The sequence below is a fragment of the Rhodospirillales bacterium genome, from assembly GCA_014323865.1.
Taxonomy (GTDB): domain Bacteria; phylum Pseudomonadota; class Alphaproteobacteria; order SP197; family SP197; genus SP197.
This window is the reverse complement of sequence record JACONG010000010.1, coordinates 365,242-383,393: the sequence shown is the minus strand read 5'-3', so window position 1 is coordinate 383,393 and position 18,152 is coordinate 365,242. Positions and strand designations below refer to the sequence as shown.

Below are 18,152 nucleotides of genomic sequence, written 5' to 3'. Positions count from 1 at the left end.
GTGCCGCTGGTGCAGCATCTTCCAGCGCTTCAGATCGCCGTCCCGCTGATCGCGGCGCCGGTCTGCGCGTTGCTGGTGCAATCGCGACTGGCCGGGCTATTCGCCACGGCTGCGGCCTGGCTGACCTTCGCGATCGCGATTGCGCTCTTCCTCAACGTGCTGGGTCTGGGCTTTGTCTGGTACGAGATGGGCGGCTGGGCGCCGCCGTTGGGGATCGGCCTGGTGGTCGACCCGATGAGCGCGCTGCTGCTTGTGCTCGTCTCCGGCATGGCGGCGATCATCATGCCGGCTGTACCGCTCGGCATTGGTGTCGAGGTGGCACCCCGCGCGCAACGCCTGTTCTATACGCTGGCACTGTTGGCACTGACCGGCATGCTGGGCATCGTCGTCACGGGCGACGTCTTCAACCTCTATGTCTTCCTCGAGATTTCGTCTCTGGCGAGCTATGCCCTGGTCGCCACAGCCAACGACCGGCGGGCGTCGAAGGCGGCCTTCAGCTACCTCGCCCTGGGAACGGTGGGTGCGACCTTCATCCTGATCGGCATCGGCCTGATCTACATGGTGACGGGCACACTCAACATGTCAGACCTCGCGGTCCGGCTCCCGGCTCTCTGGCATCTGGCACCGGTTCAGGCATCGCTGGCCTTCATCCTGGTCGGCGCGGGCATCAAGTTCGCGCTGTTCCCGGCCCATGTCTGGATGCCGAACGCCTACACCTACGCCCCGTCACTGGTCTCCGCCTTCTTCGGCGCGACGGCGACGAAGGTCGGCGCCTACATCCTGATCCGCTTCATCTACAACGTCTTCGGTGCCGAGTTCGCGTTCGTCGATATGCGGATCGGCTGGGTCCTCATCCCCCTGGGAATCGCCGGCGCCTTCGTTGGCTCGCTGGTCGCGATCTGGCAGAACGACCTCAGGCGCATGCTCGCCTATTCGAGCGTCGCCCAGGTAGGCTACATCGCCGCCGCCATCGGCTACGGCAATCAGGACGGCCTCGTCGCCGCCATCGTCCATGCCTTCAACCACGGCCTGATGAAGGGTGCTCTGTTCCTGGTGATGGCCTGCGTCATCATGCGCCTTGGCAATGCAAACCTGGAAACCTTCCGGGGACTGGGCCGGCGGATGCCGATCACGATGGCCTGTTTCGTCGTGGCAGGCCTGTCGATGATCGGCGTGCCGTTCACCGTCGGCTTTGTCAGCAAGTGGTATCTGATCGCGGGGGCCCTGCGAGCCGATCTGTGGCCGGTCGCCGTGCTGATCGTGCTCAGCTCCCTGCTCGCCATCATTTACATCTGGCGCGTTGTCGAGGTGGCCTACTTCCAGCCTCCGCCCGAAGGTGCCGGTCGCAGTGAGGCACCGGCCATGCTGCTCGGCACGACCGTGTTGCTGACCGTGCTGTGTGTCGTCTTCGGCATCGCCACGCGATTCACCGTCAACGTGGCGGACGTCGCTGCCGTCATGCTGGGAGCGCCGTTATGACCGGCCTGCCCGATCCCGGCCTGCTTGCGGCACTGGCGATTGCCATTCCCCTGGTCGGTGCCATCGGCATCCTCCTGACAAGCCGCTGGCCGGATGTGCGCGAAGGCATCAGCCTTACGACCGGCGTTGTGCTGTTCTGCAACGTCGCCCTGATTGCTACAGCGCTCGAAGCCGGCGAAGAGATCCGCATCTCGCTCGCCGAGCCAGTCAGCAACATCGGAATCACGCTGGAGGTCGAGCCGCTCGGCATGCTCTTCGCGCTGGTCGCGAGCGGTCTCTGGATTGTCACGACCGTCTACGCGATCGGCTACATGCGTGGGCATCACGAGAAGAACCAGACTCGTTTCTACACCTTCTTCGCCATCAGCATCGCGTCCGCGATGGGTGTCGCCTTTGCCGGCAACCTGCTGACGCTTTTCGTTTTCTATGAAGCCCTGACGCTGGCGACCTTCCCGCTCGTCACCCATGCCAGGACCCCAGAGGCACGCAAGGGCGGACGCACCTATCTCGGCATCCTCCTGGGCACCTCGATCGGCTTTCAGCTGCTCGCCATCATCGCGACCTACTGGCTTGCAGGGACGCTGGACTTCGTGCCGGGCGGCATCCTGCAGAACGTCCAGGACCCTGTTGTCACCGGTGCCCTGCTTGTCCTCTTCGTCTTCGGCGTCGGCAAGGCGGCGGTCATGCCGTTCCATCGCTGGCTGCCCGCCGCGATGGTCGCACCGACACCGGTCAGCGCCCTTCTGCATGCGGTCGCGGTCGTGAAGGCTGGTGTCTTCACGATCCTGAAGATCGCAACCTTCATCATCGGGTTCGATCTGTTGCGCGACCTCGTCATGACCGACGTCCTGCAGTGGGGCGCAGCCTTTACCATCATCGCCGCGTCGCTGATCGCGATGACCAAGGACAATCTGAAAGCCCGATTGGCCTACTCGACCGTCAGCCAGCTCTCCTACATCGTGCTCGCCGCGCTTCTTGCCACCGAGGCCGGGTTCCTCGGCGGCGGTCTCCACATCGCGACCCACGCCTTTGGCAAGATCACACTCTTCTTCTGTGCGGGCGCTATCCTGGTCGCGGCGCACAAGACGGAGATCTCGCAGCTCGACGGATTGGGCCGTGTCATGCCCTGGACCTTCGCCGCCTTCCTGATCGGAAGCCTCAGCATCATCGGTTTGCCACCCCTCTGCGGTCTCTGGAGCAAGTGGCTGCTGGTCGCAGGCGCCATCGACGCCGACAAGGCGATCTTCGCGGCTGTGCTGTTCCTCTCGACGCTGCTCAACATCGCCTATCTGCTGCCGATTCCGTTCCGCGCGTTCTTCCGCCCGTTGCCTGCCGGTGTGCCGGCCAAGCGCCACGAGGCGCCCGCCGCCTGCCTTGCCGCGATCGGCTTCACGACATTGGGCTGCTTCGTTCTCTTCTTCTATCCCGACCCCCTGATCGCGCTGCTCGAGGGCGCGGCGATCACCGCCGGAGCGCTGCCATGAGCCAGCCCCCCAGAGACGACGGCAGACGTTATCTCTTCGACAATCCGCGCAACGTCAGGCTGATGATCCGGGCGTTGGTCGCCGCCTGCGCGGCCGTCTTCATTGCTGATTTCTTCATTGAGCGTCACGGCTACCACGACTGGGAAGACATGATCGGTTTCTACGCCGTGTTCGGCTTTGCGGCCTATGCCTTGCTCGTTCTGCTGGCCGAAGGCCTGCGCTTCCTCGTTCAGAAGGGTGAGAACTTCTACAATGACTAGCGTCGCGCCCTTCCTGGTGTTCCTGGTCGGCGCTGCGCTGGTCGTGGTGACGCGGGGCTGGCTGCGCAACGTGCTGGCGGTCGCCACGCCGGTTGTCGCGGGTGTCAATCTTCTGCTCCTGGGCGATGCGGAACCGACGATCGTCACGCTGGTCGGCCAGGAGCTCATCCTCGTCCAGCCCGACCGCCTGTCGATGCTGTTCGGCTGGCTTTTCACGATCGCCACCTTCATCGCGATGGTCTACGGGCTGCACCAGCCCAGCAAACTCGAGCAGACCGCGGGCCTGGCCTATGCCGCCAGCACGATGGGTGCCGTGTTCGCGGGCGACCTGCTGACCCTGCTGTTGTTCTGGGAGGGGCTTGGCCTCACCTCCGTCTTCCTGATCCTGGCACGCCGGACGCCGGACGCCGAAGGCGCGGCCATGCGTTACATGATGCTCCAGGTGCTTTCGGGCCTGCTCATGATCGGTGGCATCGCGGCCCTCGCCAGCCAGGGCGAGTCGCTCGTCATGCATCCGATGGAGCTCGAAGGCCTGGCAGCCTGGCTCATCCTGATGTCGCTGGGCATCAAGGCCGGCTTCCCGCTGCTCCACAACTGGATCACCGACACCTACCCCAAAGCGCCCGTGACCGGCACGGTGCTGATGAGTGCGCTCACCACCAAGACCTCGATCTACTGCCTGGCCACAATGTTCCCGGGCACCGAGCTGCTGATCTACATCGGCGCGGCGATGACGCTGTTCCCGATCTTCTACGCCGTGATCGAGGACAATCTGCGCAGAGTGCTGTCGTACAGCCTGCTCAACCAGCTCGGTTTCATGATCACCGGCATCGGGATCGGCACCGAGCTCTCCATCAATGGTGCTGCGGCCCACGCCTTTGCGCACGTGCTCTACAAATCGCTGCTCTTCATGTCGATGGGCGCGGTTCTGTTCCGCACGGGCAAGATGGGCGCCACGGAGCTCGGCGGGCTCTATCGCACCATGCCCAGGACCACCGTGCTCTGCATCATCGGTGCGGCATCGATCTCGGCCTTCCCGCTGTTCTCCGGATTCGTCGCCAAGGCCATGGTCATGAGTGCGGCTCTGAAGGAAGGCCACGACTGGGTCTGGATCGCGCTGTTGTTTGCTTCGGCCGGCGTGTTGCACCACGCGGGCATCAAGATCCCGTTCTTTGCATTCTTCAACCACGACTCCGGCCTGCGCCCGAAGGAAGCGCCGATGTCGATGCTGATCGCCATGGCGATCGCGGCCGTGTTCTGCATCGGGATCGGGGTCTTCCCGCGTCTGCTTTATGAACACCTGCCTTACCCCGTGACCTATGCGCCCTACACGGTCGAGCATGTCCTGACACAGATGCAGCTACTGTTGTTCGCAGCGCTGTGTTTCGTTGTCCTGCGGCTGACAAAGCTCGAGCCGCCGGAACGGGCAGGCGTCAATGTCGACGCCGAATGGAGCTATCGCTGGCTGCTGCCGCGGGCGGTACGCTTGTTCCGCAGCGTTCTTGAAGCGATCGGCGTGCCGCTGCGCGAGGCCGCACGATCCGGCATCAACGGCACGATCGGTCTGGCGATGCGCTGGCACGGCCCCCAGGGCCTGTTCGCCCGCGACCCCGTCATCAGCACCGCCTCCCTCGTTGTGATAGTGTTGTTCGGTCTTGTTCTGATCATGCAACTCATCAGAGGCTTCTGAGAGCCAAACGGAAGACACGGATAGACCTGAAAGACGAGTACCGCATCGCAGCCCCGCGCCAGGCTGTGCGGGAGGCCTCTCAACGATCCCGAGATTTTCAAGCAGTACATTCCCGGCTGCCAGGAGATCGAAAGGGAAGCCGAGTGAGCCGAGATCACGACAATCGAAGGCGTGGCCGACGACCGCGCCCATCTGGTCACGGTGATGGCCAAGCGCGCCGTTGCCAAGGCGCTCGGCTGATCCCTCCCAACACCGAGGGTTGATCATGCACAGGTCCCGGCTTCGCGTTAGACTTGTGGTGTGCTGCTCTTCATCCAGGACCTGATCGGCTTCTTGCGCCGCACCGTCCGCTGTCTTTCGATCATCGTCCTGGTCGCGGCGGCCGTGATCGTGGCCGCGTGGTTCGGCGCGCGCGCCGAGATCGTCGTCTGGCTCATCCAGCGCGGGCTCCACGAAACACCCTTCCCGGATACCCGCTACAGCGTGGCCGAGGTCCTTACCGACCGCACGGTGCTGACCGATGTCACCATCGACGGTCTGGCCCGGATCGATCGCGTCGTGCTGACCTACAGCTTCCGGCAGTTGCTTGATGGCCGCGTCGAAGCCGTCCGGTTGACCGGGACAACGCTCAAGCTCAATCTCGATGAAAACAACATCCTGACAGGCAAGACTGCCGAGGTGCTGGCCTGGGTCGAAGGCGACGGTTCGGGTGATCAGGTCAGCCCGTTTGCCCACCTTGTCGCCGAAGCGATCGAGGTTCGGATTGTGCATCCGGAGGGTGAAGCATCGATCGCGTTCGATGGTGCATTGCAGGCCGGACCGGGATCGCTTTCGGGTGCCGGTTCATGGACCCTGCGATCCGGAATCGCGAACGGTGACGGCACGATCTCCTACGTGGTCGATCCACTGACGGGAGCGCAGACGCTCGTCGTGACGCCCCGGCAGATCAATGTCGCACACGAAGGGATCGGGTTGTCGGGGATCACCGGCGCGCTCCAGGTCACCTTGGCCTCACCACACGAGCCGATCGCCTGGTCTGCAGACCTGCGTGCGACCGAGGGTGAGATCGACGGCTACCCTACCGGGCCGCTGGCGCTTCAGGGAACCTGGGATGGCCATAGCGCTTTCGGCGACCTTATGATCGGGCACGAGACCTCAGCGCTTTCGGCGACGCTCTCGTTCGTATCCGGGCCGGTCGACGAACACATTCGGATCGCGAGTACCGGGTTTCTGGCAATCCGCGAGCCTCTCGCCCTTCCGATCCTGGAGGACATCACGTTCGGCGGGCCGGCTCAGATGACCTTCTCGCTGGAAGGTCAAGCGCCGGGATCCGGGCCACTCTCGCCAGGTGCCGTCGACGTGGCGGGTTCGGCCAGAATCGTGACGGGCCCGCTCGCTGTCCGGGAAACCTTGGCCATCGCAGCATCGGAGTTGGCGCTCGAAGCCGCTCTGTCAGTTGGCGTTCTCGATATCGTGGCAAGCGAAGGTGGCCATCTTCACGAACTGGTCGTCCATACCCCGGCGGAAGACGACGGCGTCAGTGCGGCCTTCGATCGCACCTTCGACGTCACCGTGCCGCCGGGAGGTGTTGTCGTGCGACTGCCGGTCGCGCGCGACGAGACCGCGCTGACGGGATCGCTGACCGCCGCCATCACGTCGGGCGAAACATTCGAAGGGCAGGTGTTTGTCCGCGGCGACGCCGGCTTCGATGTTTCGGGCATATTCGATACATTTTCGCTCTCGACCTTCGAGTTTGCCGCTTCCGGTGACATTATTCCGGACGCTGTCGATGGGATCATCCGGCTCAGCGGGCAACTTTCCGGTACGCCCGCGATCTTCGATGGTGCGGTCAACCTGCAAGCCAGGCTCGATACGGCAGCGACGGCCGATGTCGAGGCTCGTGGCGTGGTTCTCGACATGCCCTTGCGGATCGAACATGTCGACGGTGCGACGCAGGCTGCGGTCGATCCTGTTGCCCTCTTCAGGGCGGACAGCCTGGAGGCAACCGGGATCACGGCGACAGGTCTTCTGGCCGAGCTGCCGCTCAACCTCGAGCTGATCGACAAACGTTTTCACGTCAGGCTGACCGATACGGCATGGCTCGATCTCGAGAGCGCAGAGCATCCACGGTTCCGCTCATGGGACGCCACATCAATCAAGCTCGAGCCGGAATCCCTGCCTCTGCTCGTCCTGGAGCGATTCAACAGAGATTGGAGCTGGGATGTCCGCTTGCTGATCGGTCCGACCGGCGCCCATGTCGACCTGTTCGACGAGGGCAACACCCTGGCGACGCTGCGCGGCACCCTGCCGAACATGGGCATCCGGTTCGGCAGTCTCGGCTCCTACCATTTCCAAGGCACGATTGAGACCGACGGTGGCGACCTCGCCGTTCTGGGACCCGACGTCCGGCTCGGCGACATTCGTATCCTCGCCACCTACAACAACGGACTGTCGGATTGGCCTCAGATCAATGCCGATATCCGCCAAGTCGAGGATATCCTCGAACCCGCCCGGTTCAGTCCGATGGTCGCCGATTTCTCCGTCTCTCCGGTCTGGCCTCTGGGCGATGATATGCGCTTCAATGGCAACCTTCACATGGACGGTCGCCGCTATCTCGCCAACATGGAGGCGAGCTATGAACCCGAAACCGAGCGGCTGCGGGCCCTTGTCCGCGTGCCGGCGATTCGTTTCGAAGACGGCAGCCAACCGCAGGACGTCTCGCCGCTCTACGGTACGCTGCTGACAGACGCAACGGGCGCCATCGAGCTCTATGGCGAGATCGTTGCCGAACGCGGTGTGACCTCGTCCAACCTTACCCTCTCCTTTCTGGAGGTTTCCGGCCGGAACGGAGATATCGCCATCGAGGGGCTGGACGGCTCCGTCACCTTCACCAACGTCGCCCCGCTTTCGACGCCGCCCCAGCAAACGCTGTCCGCACGGCGTATCGATGCCGGTGTTCCACTGACCGATCTTGCCGTCACACTCTCGCTTCCGGGCGACGACAGTCTCTTGCTCCAGTTCGCATCGGCAGAACTCGCCGGCGGTCATGTGGTCGTCAATCCGTCCATCCTTCGGTTCATGCCGGACGGGAACGAGGTCATGCTCAACATTCGAGGCATCGACCTCGGAACGTTGCTTGAGAACGTCGACATCCCCGGACTCTCGATCGACGCCCGACTGACAGGTTCAATCCCCGTTGTCATCAGCGATGACGATGTCGTCATCAAGGGTGGGCGTCTCGACGCGGATTCGCCGGGCACCCTGCACTACACACCGGGAGACGGCGACATGCCGTTCGCGCTCGACGACGAGAACATGGCGCTTGTGCTCGGCGCGTTTGAGAACTTTCAGTTCACGGCGCTGGGCGTCGATATAAACCGCGAGGCCGGCGGCGAGACCGAGCTCGGGCTCCACATCGCCGGGGCCAACCCGGACCTTTATGACGGCTACCCGATCGAACTCAACGTCAACCTGACCGGCGATCTCGACCGAATCGTGCGTGACAGCCTCGCGGGCTGGCGGATTTCCGAAGAAATCCGCGAAAGGCTGTCGGGTTTCTGACACAATGACGTATCATGATCGGCAAGATGGAGACGGCCAGGGTCCTGGCCGCTGCGCTGGGGCGGGACCTGATCAGGCTGCAGTGTTACAAGGGGCTCGACATCGCGCATGCTTTCCACGAGTGGAACGACCCTTGTCAGATGATCGAGATCCGGTCCGCCGATCCTGCTGATCGATGAACTCGACCGCGCCGACAAACCACCCGTTGTCGTGATATCGTCGAACCCAACGCGCGAGATCCAGCACGCGCTCAAGCGGTGCTGTCTCTACCACCGGGCCGATGACCCCGGCGCGTAACGGGAACTCGAGATTCTGCGCCGCAAGGTGCCCGGCTGCAGCGAGCGGGTGAAGGGCACGGACTCTGCCGTTCTGCTTCAGCAGTCCTGCCGCAAGCTGATCTGGCTCAACCCACTTCTGCGCTGGCGCGGTTTCGAACCGCGATCACGGGATGGCCGCATGATGCTGTCCCATGTCGATGCCTTCCGAACATGCCATAATCTGGAAAGTCTCGAGGACCTGGCCGAGGCGCTCGGCGGTCCCGACCGGCTGACCGACAAGGAGATGAAAACAATGGCTGAAGGCAGCCTTAACGAGGATGTTCTCGAAATGGCCGAGGGCTGGGCGAGGTCCGGCCACAAGGTCGCGCTCGCCACAGTGACCAACACCTGGGGCTCGAGCCCCAGACCGGTCGGCAGCCAGCTTGCCGTACGCGAGGACGGCACCTTCCGGGGCTCGGTCTCGGGCGGCTGCATCGAAGGCGCGGTGATCGGCGAAGCCCAGGCCGCAATCGCCGACGGTGCCGTTCGTAATCTCGAGTTTTCGGTCAGCAACGAGCGTGCCTGGGAGGTCGGCCTGACCTGCGGTGGCACGGTCCACGTCTTCGTCGCCCCCCTGACATGAGGGCCGCCACACTTTCGGCGCTCAACGAGGCGAGACGCGAACAACGCGCCGTCATCGTCGCGACCTGGCTTGATTCCGGCGACGAGAAGCTGATCGCGCTCGGTGATGCACCGGATCCGGAACTCGCCGACGCGGTGGCCGACGCTTTCGCTTCCGACCGATCCACAGCCGTGGAGATCGATGGCCGCCGCCTGTTTCTGCACGTCTTCAACCCGCCGCTCCGATTGATCGTGGTCGGCGCCGTGCATGTCGCCGAGCCGCTCGCGGCGCTCGCCCGCATCACCGGCTACGCCATGACCGTTATCGATCCCCGCCATGCCTGGACCGACACCACGCGGTTACCGGGGATCACCCTGCTCAATGCCTGGCCCGATGACGCCATGGCCGAACTCGCACCGGACCATCGCACCGCTGTGGTGACGCTTACCCACGATCCGAAGATCGACGATCCCGCGCTGCACTTCGCATTACGGGCCCCGGTGTTCTACATCGGCGCGCTGGGCAGCACGCGGACCCATGCCAAACGTGTCTCGCGCCTGACCGAAGGCGGCTTCGACGAAGCATTGATCACACGCATCAAGGGGCCGGTCGGCCTCGACATCGGTGCCAGGACACCATCCGAGATCGCCTTGTCGATCATGGCCGAGGTCGTGGCGGCCCAGCGCGGCAAGCTGGCATGAACTTCGGCGACGTTCCTGTCGATCAGGCTGCCGGTGCGATTCTGGTCCACAGCACACGCTGCGGCACCCGCACTTTCAGGAAGGGCCTGATTCTGCAGGCCGAGCACGCTTCGGATCTGGCGGAGGCCGGATACAGCCATGTCACTGTCGCGCACCTCGATCCCGACGACGTCCATGAGGACGACGCTGCGTGTCTGCTTGCCGACGCGCTTGCCGGGTCTGCGATCCGGGTGCAGCGCCCCTTCACGGGGCGCGTCAATCTTTTCAGCGAGGCGGCGGGGGTGGCGACCCTCGACATCGCCGCGATCGATGCGGTCAACCTGATCGACGAAGCCGTCACGGTCGCGACCCTGCCGTCGTTCGACGTTGTGACGCCCGACCAGATGGTCGCCACCATCAAGATTATCCCCTTCGCCGTCCCGCAGGCCACGCTCGACCGTTGCCTTGAGGCCGCCCTCGCGTCCAACGGCACCATCGGAGTCGCACCGTTCCGCGCCCGCAGCACCGCGCTTATCCTGACCGAAACCGCCGCGATCAAACCGGGCGTGCTCGACAAGACGGCTGATGTCGTCACCGACCGCCTGGCAGCCCTCGGTCTGACGCTCGACTCAAAATGCCGGGTCGCGCACCGGACCGAAGCCCTGGCCTCGGCCATCGAACAGCAAGCCGAGACGCACGACCTCGTGCTGATCTACGGAGCATCTGCGATCACCGACCGACGCGATGTCATCCCGGTCGCGATCGAAGCCGCCGGCGGCACAGTCGACCATCTCGGCATGCCGGTCGATCCCGGCAACCTGTTGCTTCTCGGCCACCGGGGCCACGTGGCCGTTCTCGGCCTACCCGGATGCGCACGCTCGCCGAAACTGAACGGTTTCGACCGGGTGCTGCAACGCATCGCCGCCGGGCTGCGCGTCACTGGCCGTGACATCATGGCCATGGGCGTCGGCGGCCTGCTCAAGGAGATCCCGCTTCGTCCCCAACCTCGTGCCGAGGAGGAAGATGCCGAGACGCGCCCCCAGCGCACACCGCGCTTCGCCGCGGTCGTCCTGGCAGCCGGCCAGAGCCGCCGTATGGGCCCGCGCAACAAGCTGCTGATCGAGATCGACGGCAAACCCGTGGTCCGTCACACCGTCGAAGCGCTTGCAGCCTCAGGCCTCGAACGCATCACCGTGGTGACAGGTCACGAAAGCCGAGAGGTCGAGGCCGCACTCGCCGACTGCCCGGTGGCGTTCACGCACAATCCGGCCTTCGCGGACGGTCTCAGCACCTCCTTGCGCGTCGGAATCGCAGCACTGCCCGACAACACGGATGCTGCCCTGGTCTGCCTGGGCGATATGCCCCGGATCTCCGCCGAAATCCTGTCGACACTCACCTCGGCTTACGCTCCTGCCGAAGGGCGCGCCATCGTGGTGCCGACGCACAACGGTAAACGCGGCAACCCAGTCCTGTGGGACCGGCGATTTTTCGACGCGATAAGCCAAGTGACCGGAGACACGGGCGCGCGCCACCTGATCGGCGAGAACGAGGAATTCGTCGCCGAAGTGCCGCTCGACGACGATGCCGTGCTGCTCGATTTCGACACGCCTGAGACCCTGCGGCACGCCCAAGGCTGATCAGACGGTCAGGTCGAGCGCCACGCGCACCGCATAGGGACAGGGTTCCGGGTTCGCGACAAAAGCCAGGTTACGGGCCAGATTGCGCATACGCTGATTGTTGTGAAGGATCTCGCCAACGATCCGTTCGTACCGCGCTGGCGCGTGCAGGCGATGATCTTCTTCATCAACGCAATGCCGAGCCCTCCTGCCCTGCACATCCGAGCGGATGACAATGGCAGACTGGGCATCCTCGTTATCGGGATCGGTCACCGAGCGCATCACACCGAATGTGTCGCCCTCCCCGCCGATTGCGACAAAGGCCATCTCCCGGTCGACCGCCGGCTCATCCCGATAACCCTCCAGGAGGCGCGTGGCGCGCGTCTCGGCCACAAGCTCCTTCGCGAGCTTCATGGTGAGTGGCGGCAGCGCAACGCTGCGATCAGCCACAACCTCAACGGCCTTTCCCCCTGCGCCGAACAGCACGACCGGACCGACAATCGGGTCGGGTACCGTCGCCGACGGCGCGCAAATGACGGCCAGTTCGGGCATGATCGACAGGTCCGCGACCCCGGGATAGCAAAGAACGCCCTCGACCGATCAACCAGCCGGGGTTCACCGGCATGATTGGCCCGGAAAAACCGCCCTCCAGCAGATTCCGCATCACCGTGCGTCCCACGCTGCGCGGCGATTGCTGTCACCGATCAAAGCCATGGATCTGAGCGAGAAAAGGTCGTTGAGATTGCGGGTCGTCATCGGACCTCACTGGCGTCTATGGGACTTGATTTCGGCCCGTCGCGGCCATGAACGGCGAGACCGGGGTCGATTCCGGGCTCGTTTTCCGCAAAACTCTTGGGCATAACACTCCGTCATCTAACGGGACGCCGTGTCATGACGTTGACGCTTGCCGACATTCAGGCTGCAGCAGAGTTGCTGGAAGGCCAGATCATCAAGACGCCCTGCACGCATTCGCGCACACTTTCGGAAATGAGTGGCGCGGAGGTCTGGGTCAAGTTCGAGAACCTGCAGTTCACAGCCTCGTTCAAGGACCGTGGCTCGCTGGTGAAGATGTCCGCACTCACCGACGACGAACGCGAGCGTGGCGTGATCGCGATGTCGGCCGGAAACCACGCTCAGGCCGTCGCCTACCATGCCCAGCGGCTTGGCATTCCCGCGACGATTGTCATGCCCGAGGGCGCACCCACCGTGAAGGTCAAGAACACGCGCCGCTTCGGTGCACGCGTGGTGCTGTCTGGCGAGACCATCGACGAAGCCGCCATCGCGGCGCGCCAGATCGCGGCCGACGAAAACCTCACCCTCGTCCATCCCTATGACGATGAGAAGGTCATGGCGGGCCAGGGCACGATTGGCCTCGAGATGATGGAAGCTGTGCCCGACCTCGACGTGATCATCGTCCCGATCGGCGGTGGCGGGCTGATCGGCGGCATCGCCACGGCAGCCAAGGAGATCAAGCCCGAGCTGGAGATGATCGGTGTCGAAGCCGCCATGTTCCCCTCCATGTACCAGACAATACAGGGGCTGAACGTGAAGGCGGGCGGACGCACGATCGCCGACGGCATCGCAGTGAAAACCCCCGGAAAGCTCAACATCCCTGTCATCAAGGAGTTGGTCTCAGACATCATCCTGGTCACCGAGGATCAGCTCGAACACGCGGTGCAGACCTTCGTCGAGATCGAGAAGACGGTTTCGGAAGGCGGCGGCGCGGCGTGCCTCGCCGCCCTGCTCGCTCATCCCGAACGTTTCTCGGGCAAAAGGGTCGGCCTCGTGCTGAGCGGCGGCAACATCGACAGCCGGATCCTGTCGGCCGTGATCGAACACGGCCTCGTGCGCGACGGGCGTATGGTGCAGCTGCGCATCGAGATTCCCGATGCACCGGGCACGCTGGCGCATATCGCCGCCGTGATTGGCGAGAGCGATGCCAACATCATTGAGGTTTACCACCAGCGCGCGTTCTCCAGCCTGCCGGTCAAGCAGGCCGATCTCGACGTGGTGCTGGAAACGCTCGACCGCGACCATATCTCCAACATCATGGGCAGGCTGACAGCGGCGGGCTTCAAGGTGCGCCAGCTTCAGTCCGACACACTGCCGCTTTCCGTCTGAATCGATCCCGGACGAGAGCCGGTTGACGGCGCGTCCGGGATCGCGACACTCCGGGCTCATGAAGAACAAGGTCATCTGCGTCGTTCACGGCAACGAGTCGAACACCGGTCGGATCGGCTGCACCGTGTGCGACAAGGGTTTCGAGGAGGTCCGTTGCTGCGTCAGGGAGGGTGACAGCCTTCCCGAAGAATTCGACGACATCGCCGGCGCCATCGTGTTCGGCGGTCCCATGAGCGCAAACGACGACGACACGCTCGATTTCATCGCCAGCGAACTGGTCTGGATCGACAAGGTGCTGGAGTCCGGCACGCCGTTTCTGGGTGTCTGCCTCGGTGCCCAGATGCTGGCCCGCTGTCTGGGCGCGACGGTCAAACCGCATCACGAGGGCTGGCACGAGATTGGCTATACCGAGGTGCTGCCGACCGCCCACGGCGACGACCTGCTGGGCGACATGCGTTTCTTCTACCAGTGGCACAGTGAGGGTTTCGACCTGCCGTCGGGCTGCGAATTGCTGGCGAGCGGCGCCAGCGGGCACTTCCCCAATCAGATGTACCGCATGGACGGCAACGTCTACGGTGTGCAGTTCCACCCCGAGTGCACGGTCGACATCATCAGGTACTGGACGGGTATCGAAGAGCCCCATCCCAAGCTTGAGTATCCGGGCGCGCAGTCGACCGAGGAACAGCTCGCCAACGCGGAGAAGTACGATCATCTTGTCGAGGCTTGGGTACCCCGCTTCATCGACCGCTGGCTCGGACTGACCGTATCTCTTTCGAACGCAGCAGATTAGGTTTCGAGGTGCCAACGCCTTGAAACCGTGTATTTATCCCCTATATCCGAATTATTCTAATTCCGGAGAATAACAATGACCCAGGCACCGCAGACGAACACGGCCAACAGCCGTCGTGTCGTGGCCGGCAAGCTCGGAACCGTGCTCGCCGACACCTATCTCCTCATGCTCAAGACCCAAGGCTACCACTGGAATGTCACGGGTCCCCGCTTCCACAGCCTGCACGCCATGTTCGGCGAGCAGTACAACGCGCTGTTCCTCGCTGCCGACGAGATCGCCGAGCGTATCCGCGCCCTGGGACACAAGGCGCCGGGCACATACGCGGCCTTCGCCAAGATGTCGGGGCTGCACGAGGACCAGGGTCTCGACGAGGCCGATGACATGCTGATGGAACTGGCCCGCGATCACACGGCACTGGCGCAGTCGGCTCTGGCCGCCAAACAGGCGGCTCAGGCGGTCGATGACGAGGTCACCGCCGACATGATGATCGGCCGCATGACCGAGCACGACAAGACAGCCTGGATGCTCAACGCATCGGTGGCGCGCTAAGGCACAGTACGGACCCGCCGAGAGGACACGCACCCGGCGGGTCTTGTTTTCAGCTCCTTCCTTGGATCACAGCCTCGACCAGAAGCAACCGGTCGTTGCCCCAGAACATCCTGTCGACGACGAAAAACATCGGCACCCCGAAGGCCGTGCGGGCCGCTGCATGTTCGATGATGGCGAGGTTTTCCGTCCTGAGCGCGTCACTCTTCAGGGCGGCCCACCCTGCGCATGGTGGCCGGCACCTCGATCATGGACGCCGCCCGAAACGGGCAGGGCATTGCCTTGGCCTGCACAGCGATCGTCATGGACGATCTGGCCGCCGAACGCCTTGTTCGCCCTGTGCCGGAGGCAATTCCGACCCACACCGGCTATGTCGTCGCGACAAAGCCATCCGATCGCGACCGCGCGGATATCGCGACCTTCAGGGACTGGCTGATCGAGACGATTCGGAGCCCCTGAATCGATCGAGGCCCGGAGCTATCCCCGGGCCTCGACCTGGTGTGTCCTCTGGTTTCGTCAGATCCACCATTGGGAGCAAATCCTCGACCTTGAGAACTCTGTCGCTTTCGCGCCCGCAGACGTGATGCGAATTCGTTAGATGCAGTCCGGACGCGGACCGGCACCGTGGCAGTAACGAGCCAGGTCGGAGATCTGGCCGCGATGAATGCCCAGATCGTCCAACTGGCCGTCCGTCAGGCCGGCGAGCTCACGACGCATGGTCTTCATACGCAGTTCGTTGCGCAGCTTACGAAGAAGATTGGTCATGGCACTTTTCCCTTGTCTCAAGAGGCCCGGAATGGAGCCTGCTGGGGAAGAGATAATGTTTCCCAAATCATCGCAGTAGCGGGATTTCAGAACCTCAGCCATGCAAAAACTGCATGGCTCCCAGCCATCGGACTGTCACGCTTTTCGGCGTGTCACGAGCGCATCGACGGCGGTGACGCCGGTTTCGTGCACCAGCACGGGATTGACGTCGAACTCGGCAATCAGATCCCCCAGTTCCGCGGCCATGACCGAGAGCCGCGAAACGGTCTCCGCAAGGGTCGCGCGATCGCCCGCAGGCCGTCCCCGCACCCCATCGAGCAGCTTCGAGGCCTTCAGGCTGGCGATCAGGTCCGCTGCCTCGGACGGGGAGACAGGCGGCACGACCATCACCGCGTCGTTGAGAACCTCCACGAGGCTCCCCCCCATCGCGATCGTCAGAATCGGTCCGAAATTCGCATCGTTGATCATGCCGACAAGCATCTCGATACCCGGAAGCACGGTGTCCTGGAGAAGGACGCGCGGCCCAAGCGATGCCGCCATCATGTCGTAGGCGGCAAGCAGGGCCTCCTTGTCGGCCAATCCCAGAACAACACCGCCGACGTCGGTCTTGTGCAGGATCGACGGCTCCGCGGTCTTGAGAACCACCGGAAAGCCAAGCTGCACCGCCGCCGCGGTAACCTGCTCGCGGGTTTCGCACACGAGGGTCATCGGGACCGAGACACCGAAATCAGCAACGAGTCCCATCATCGCCTCGGGCGTGAGATCGCGGCCCGCGAGCCGCTTGCGCCAGCCCGCGATCACGGCGCGCGAGGGAGGCGTGACGTCATCGCGCCCCTCGCGGTGCCGGCAATGCCAGTCGATCAGATGCTTGATGGCGCGCAGGCCGGTCTCTGTTCCCGACAGCACGGGAATGCCGGCCTCGCGAAGGCGCACGGCCTCGCCCTCGTCAATCGTCGAGGCGATGTTGGCAAGCATCATGCAGGGTTTGTCGGTCGCCTTGTGCGCGCCCTCCAAGGCTTCGGTCGAGGCGTAGAGGATCGCCCGGCCCGAGACCATGTTGGTCGCGAAAACCACAACCCCGGTCTCCGGCGCATCGGCGATGACATTCATCACTCTGGCTGCGACCGGCAGGCCGCCCTCGCCCCAGTAATCGACCGGGTTCTCGGGCTCCAGTCCGGGATCAAGCGTCTCCGCAAGAGCCTGCTGTGTTGCTTCGCTGAAGACGGTCAGCGGCACGTTGTTGCGTTCGGCGATGTCAGCGATGAGCTGGCGTTCGCCGCCGGAATCAGTCTGGATGCTCACGGTGTCGGTTGTCGGCACCCTGTCGCAGGCCATGGCCTCCAGCGTGTCGAGCATTTCGTCGAGCGTATCGACACCGATCACGTTGTGACGGCGAAAGACCGCGTCGTAGATCCGCTCGTTGCCTGCCAGCGCGCCGCTGTGAGACAGCGCGAACTCGCGCGCCTTGTCGGACTTGCCGAGCTTCAGTGCAACCAGGGGAATCCCCGAACGATCGGCCCGTTCCGCGGCCGCCACAAACCGCTCGCCGTCGCGCACCGTCTCCAGCACCAGGGCAATCGCCGCTGTCTCCGGACGTTCGACCATGTAGTCGATGTAGTCGGCAACGCCCGTGACAAGCTCGAAGCCCATGGAGACGCCGATGTTGAAGCGCAACGGCCGGCCGTTGCCACCCAATCCGGACCAGGTTGAGCCGCTATGCGACAGCATCCCGATGCGCCCCGGGCGATCATGGCAGGGCAGATGGGTCATCGAGAGATAGAGATCGTCGACGGAGTTGAAGAGCCCCATGCAGTTCGCGCCGCAGGCGGCCATCCCCGCTTCACGCGCCATAGCCTCAATCCGTTCGGCCAGGTTCGGGCGGTCGTTCGTGGGGTCGTAGAGACGACCGAGCAGAACCAGAGCCTTCACCCCCGCCTTGGCCGCATCGTGCACGGCGGCCTCGATCCGGCTGTCGGAGACACACATGACGGCACAATCGGGGGTCTTCGGCACCGCCTCGAGCGACGGATAACAGGTCCGGCCCAGCACCTCGTCGTATCCCGGATTGATCGCCACCACGCTGCTCGAGCTTCGCGGCCCTGCCACATGCTCAATGACCCGGTTTCCGACCGCGCCTTCGCGCGGTGTGGCACCGACCACGGCAATCCGCCGAGGCGCCATCAAGGCGCCAAGCGCCTCTATCGAACTCGCCATACTCGACAACCCGCAAGATCGCGGGCATGGAAGCCATAGGCAGGCGCGTGGTCAAGAACGGAAAGCG

The 18,152-nt window shown here is 63.9% G+C and carries 15 protein-coding genes and 1 pseudogene; 13 read left to right on the top strand and 3 right to left on the bottom strand.

All coding sequences use genetic code 11. The features are described 5' to 3' along the window. Nucleotides 1–6 precede the first annotated feature (6 nt). From GDA49_06130 to GDA49_06090, 9 genes are all read left to right on the top strand, one after another. Nucleotides 7–1,479 carry a monovalent cation/H+ antiporter subunit D family protein gene (locus tag GDA49_06130; GenBank protein ID MBC6439980.1) on the top strand — a complete coding sequence of 491 codons (1,473 nt, stop codon included), beginning with the start codon at nucleotides 7–9 and terminating at the stop codon, nucleotides 1,477–1,479. Continuing rightward, entirely contained in the window at nucleotides 1,476–2,963 is a 1,488-nt protein-coding gene (locus GDA49_06125; protein MBC6439979.1) for a monovalent cation/H+ antiporter subunit D family protein, read from the top strand. Before GDA49_06130 ends, GDA49_06125 begins: the two co-directional genes overlap by 4 nt. Further along, nucleotides 2,960–3,223, top strand: coding sequence for a hypothetical protein (locus GDA49_06120; GenBank protein MBC6439978.1), 264 nt, complete (start codon nucleotides 2,960–2,962; stop codon nucleotides 3,221–3,223). The genes GDA49_06125 and GDA49_06120 overlap by 4 nt, the downstream gene beginning before the upstream one ends. Then, nucleotides 3,216–4,913, top strand: a complete 1,698-nt coding sequence (locus GDA49_06115; protein ID MBC6439977.1) for a Na(+)/H(+) antiporter subunit D — start codon at nucleotides 3,216–3,218, stop codon at nucleotides 4,911–4,913. The genes GDA49_06120 and GDA49_06115 overlap by 8 nt, the downstream gene beginning before the upstream one ends. A gap of 300 nt (nucleotides 4,914–5,213) precedes the next feature. Continuing rightward, entirely contained in the window at nucleotides 5,214–8,474 is a 3,261-nt protein-coding gene (locus GDA49_06110) for a YdbH domain-containing protein (protein MBC6439976.1), read from the top strand. Nucleotides 8,475–8,488: 14 nt separating this feature from the next. Then, entirely contained in the window at nucleotides 8,489–8,653 is a 165-nt protein-coding gene (locus GDA49_06105; GenBank protein MBC6439975.1) for a hypothetical protein, read from the top strand. A 166-nt stretch (nucleotides 8,654–8,819) separates the two neighbouring features. Continuing rightward, entirely contained in the window at nucleotides 8,820–9,374 is a 555-nt protein-coding gene (locus GDA49_06100) for a VWA domain-containing protein (GenBank protein MBC6439974.1), read from the top strand. Beyond that, complete coding sequence (locus tag GDA49_06095) at nucleotides 9,371–10,054, top strand: XdhC family protein (GenBank protein MBC6439973.1); 684 nt, start codon at nucleotides 9,371–9,373, stop codon at nucleotides 10,052–10,054. The genes GDA49_06100 and GDA49_06095 overlap by 4 nt, the downstream gene beginning before the upstream one ends. Further along, nucleotides 10,051–11,670 (top strand): NTP transferase domain-containing protein, encoded by a 1,620-nt coding sequence (locus GDA49_06090; protein ID MBC6439972.1) that lies wholly within the window; start codon nucleotides 10,051–10,053, stop codon nucleotides 11,668–11,670. The genes GDA49_06095 and GDA49_06090 overlap by 4 nt, the downstream gene beginning before the upstream one ends. On the opposite strand, the pseudogene GDA49_06085 reads toward GDA49_06090, so the two are convergent. Further along, nucleotides 11,671–12,201 (bottom strand): annotated as a pseudogene (locus tag GDA49_06085) (GNAT family N-acetyltransferase). It abuts the gene before it with no gap. A 339-nt stretch (nucleotides 12,202–12,540) separates the two neighbouring features. On the opposite strand from GDA49_06085, the gene GDA49_06080 reads away from it, so the two are divergent. From GDA49_06080 to GDA49_06065, 4 genes are all read left to right on the top strand, one after another. Beyond that, nucleotides 12,541–13,770 (top strand): threonine ammonia-lyase, encoded by a 1,230-nt coding sequence (locus tag GDA49_06080; GenBank protein ID MBC6439971.1) that lies wholly within the window; start codon nucleotides 12,541–12,543, stop codon nucleotides 13,768–13,770. A gap of 58 nt (nucleotides 13,771–13,828) precedes the next feature. Then, nucleotides 13,829–14,560, top strand: a complete 732-nt coding sequence (locus tag GDA49_06075) for a glutamine amidotransferase (GenBank protein MBC6439970.1) — start codon at nucleotides 13,829–13,831, stop codon at nucleotides 14,558–14,560. 75 nt (nucleotides 14,561–14,635) lie between these two features. Beyond that, a complete protein-coding gene (locus GDA49_06070; GenBank protein ID MBC6439969.1) occupies nucleotides 14,636–15,109 on the top strand; it encodes a DNA starvation/stationary phase protection protein in 474 nt (157 codons plus the stop codon). A gap of 225 nt (nucleotides 15,110–15,334) precedes the next feature. After that, on the top strand, nucleotides 15,335–15,565 hold the full coding sequence (locus GDA49_06065) for a hypothetical protein (GenBank protein ID MBC6439968.1): 231 nt from the start codon (nucleotides 15,335–15,337) through the stop codon (nucleotides 15,563–15,565). 135 nt (nucleotides 15,566–15,700) lie between these two features. Here GDA49_06065 and GDA49_06060 read toward each other — a convergent pair whose 3' ends face one another. Both GDA49_06060 and GDA49_06055 read right to left on the bottom strand, forming a co-directional pair. Next, complete coding sequence (locus tag GDA49_06060; GenBank protein MBC6439967.1) at nucleotides 15,701–15,871, bottom strand: DUF1127 domain-containing protein; 171 nt, start codon at nucleotides 15,869–15,871, stop codon at nucleotides 15,701–15,703. 135 nt (nucleotides 15,872–16,006) lie between these two features. After that, on the bottom strand, nucleotides 16,007–18,085 hold the full coding sequence (locus GDA49_06055; protein MBC6439966.1) for an acetate--CoA ligase family protein: 2,079 nt from the start codon (nucleotides 18,083–18,085) through the stop codon (nucleotides 16,007–16,009). Between the last annotated feature and the right edge of the window lie 67 nt (nucleotides 18,086–18,152).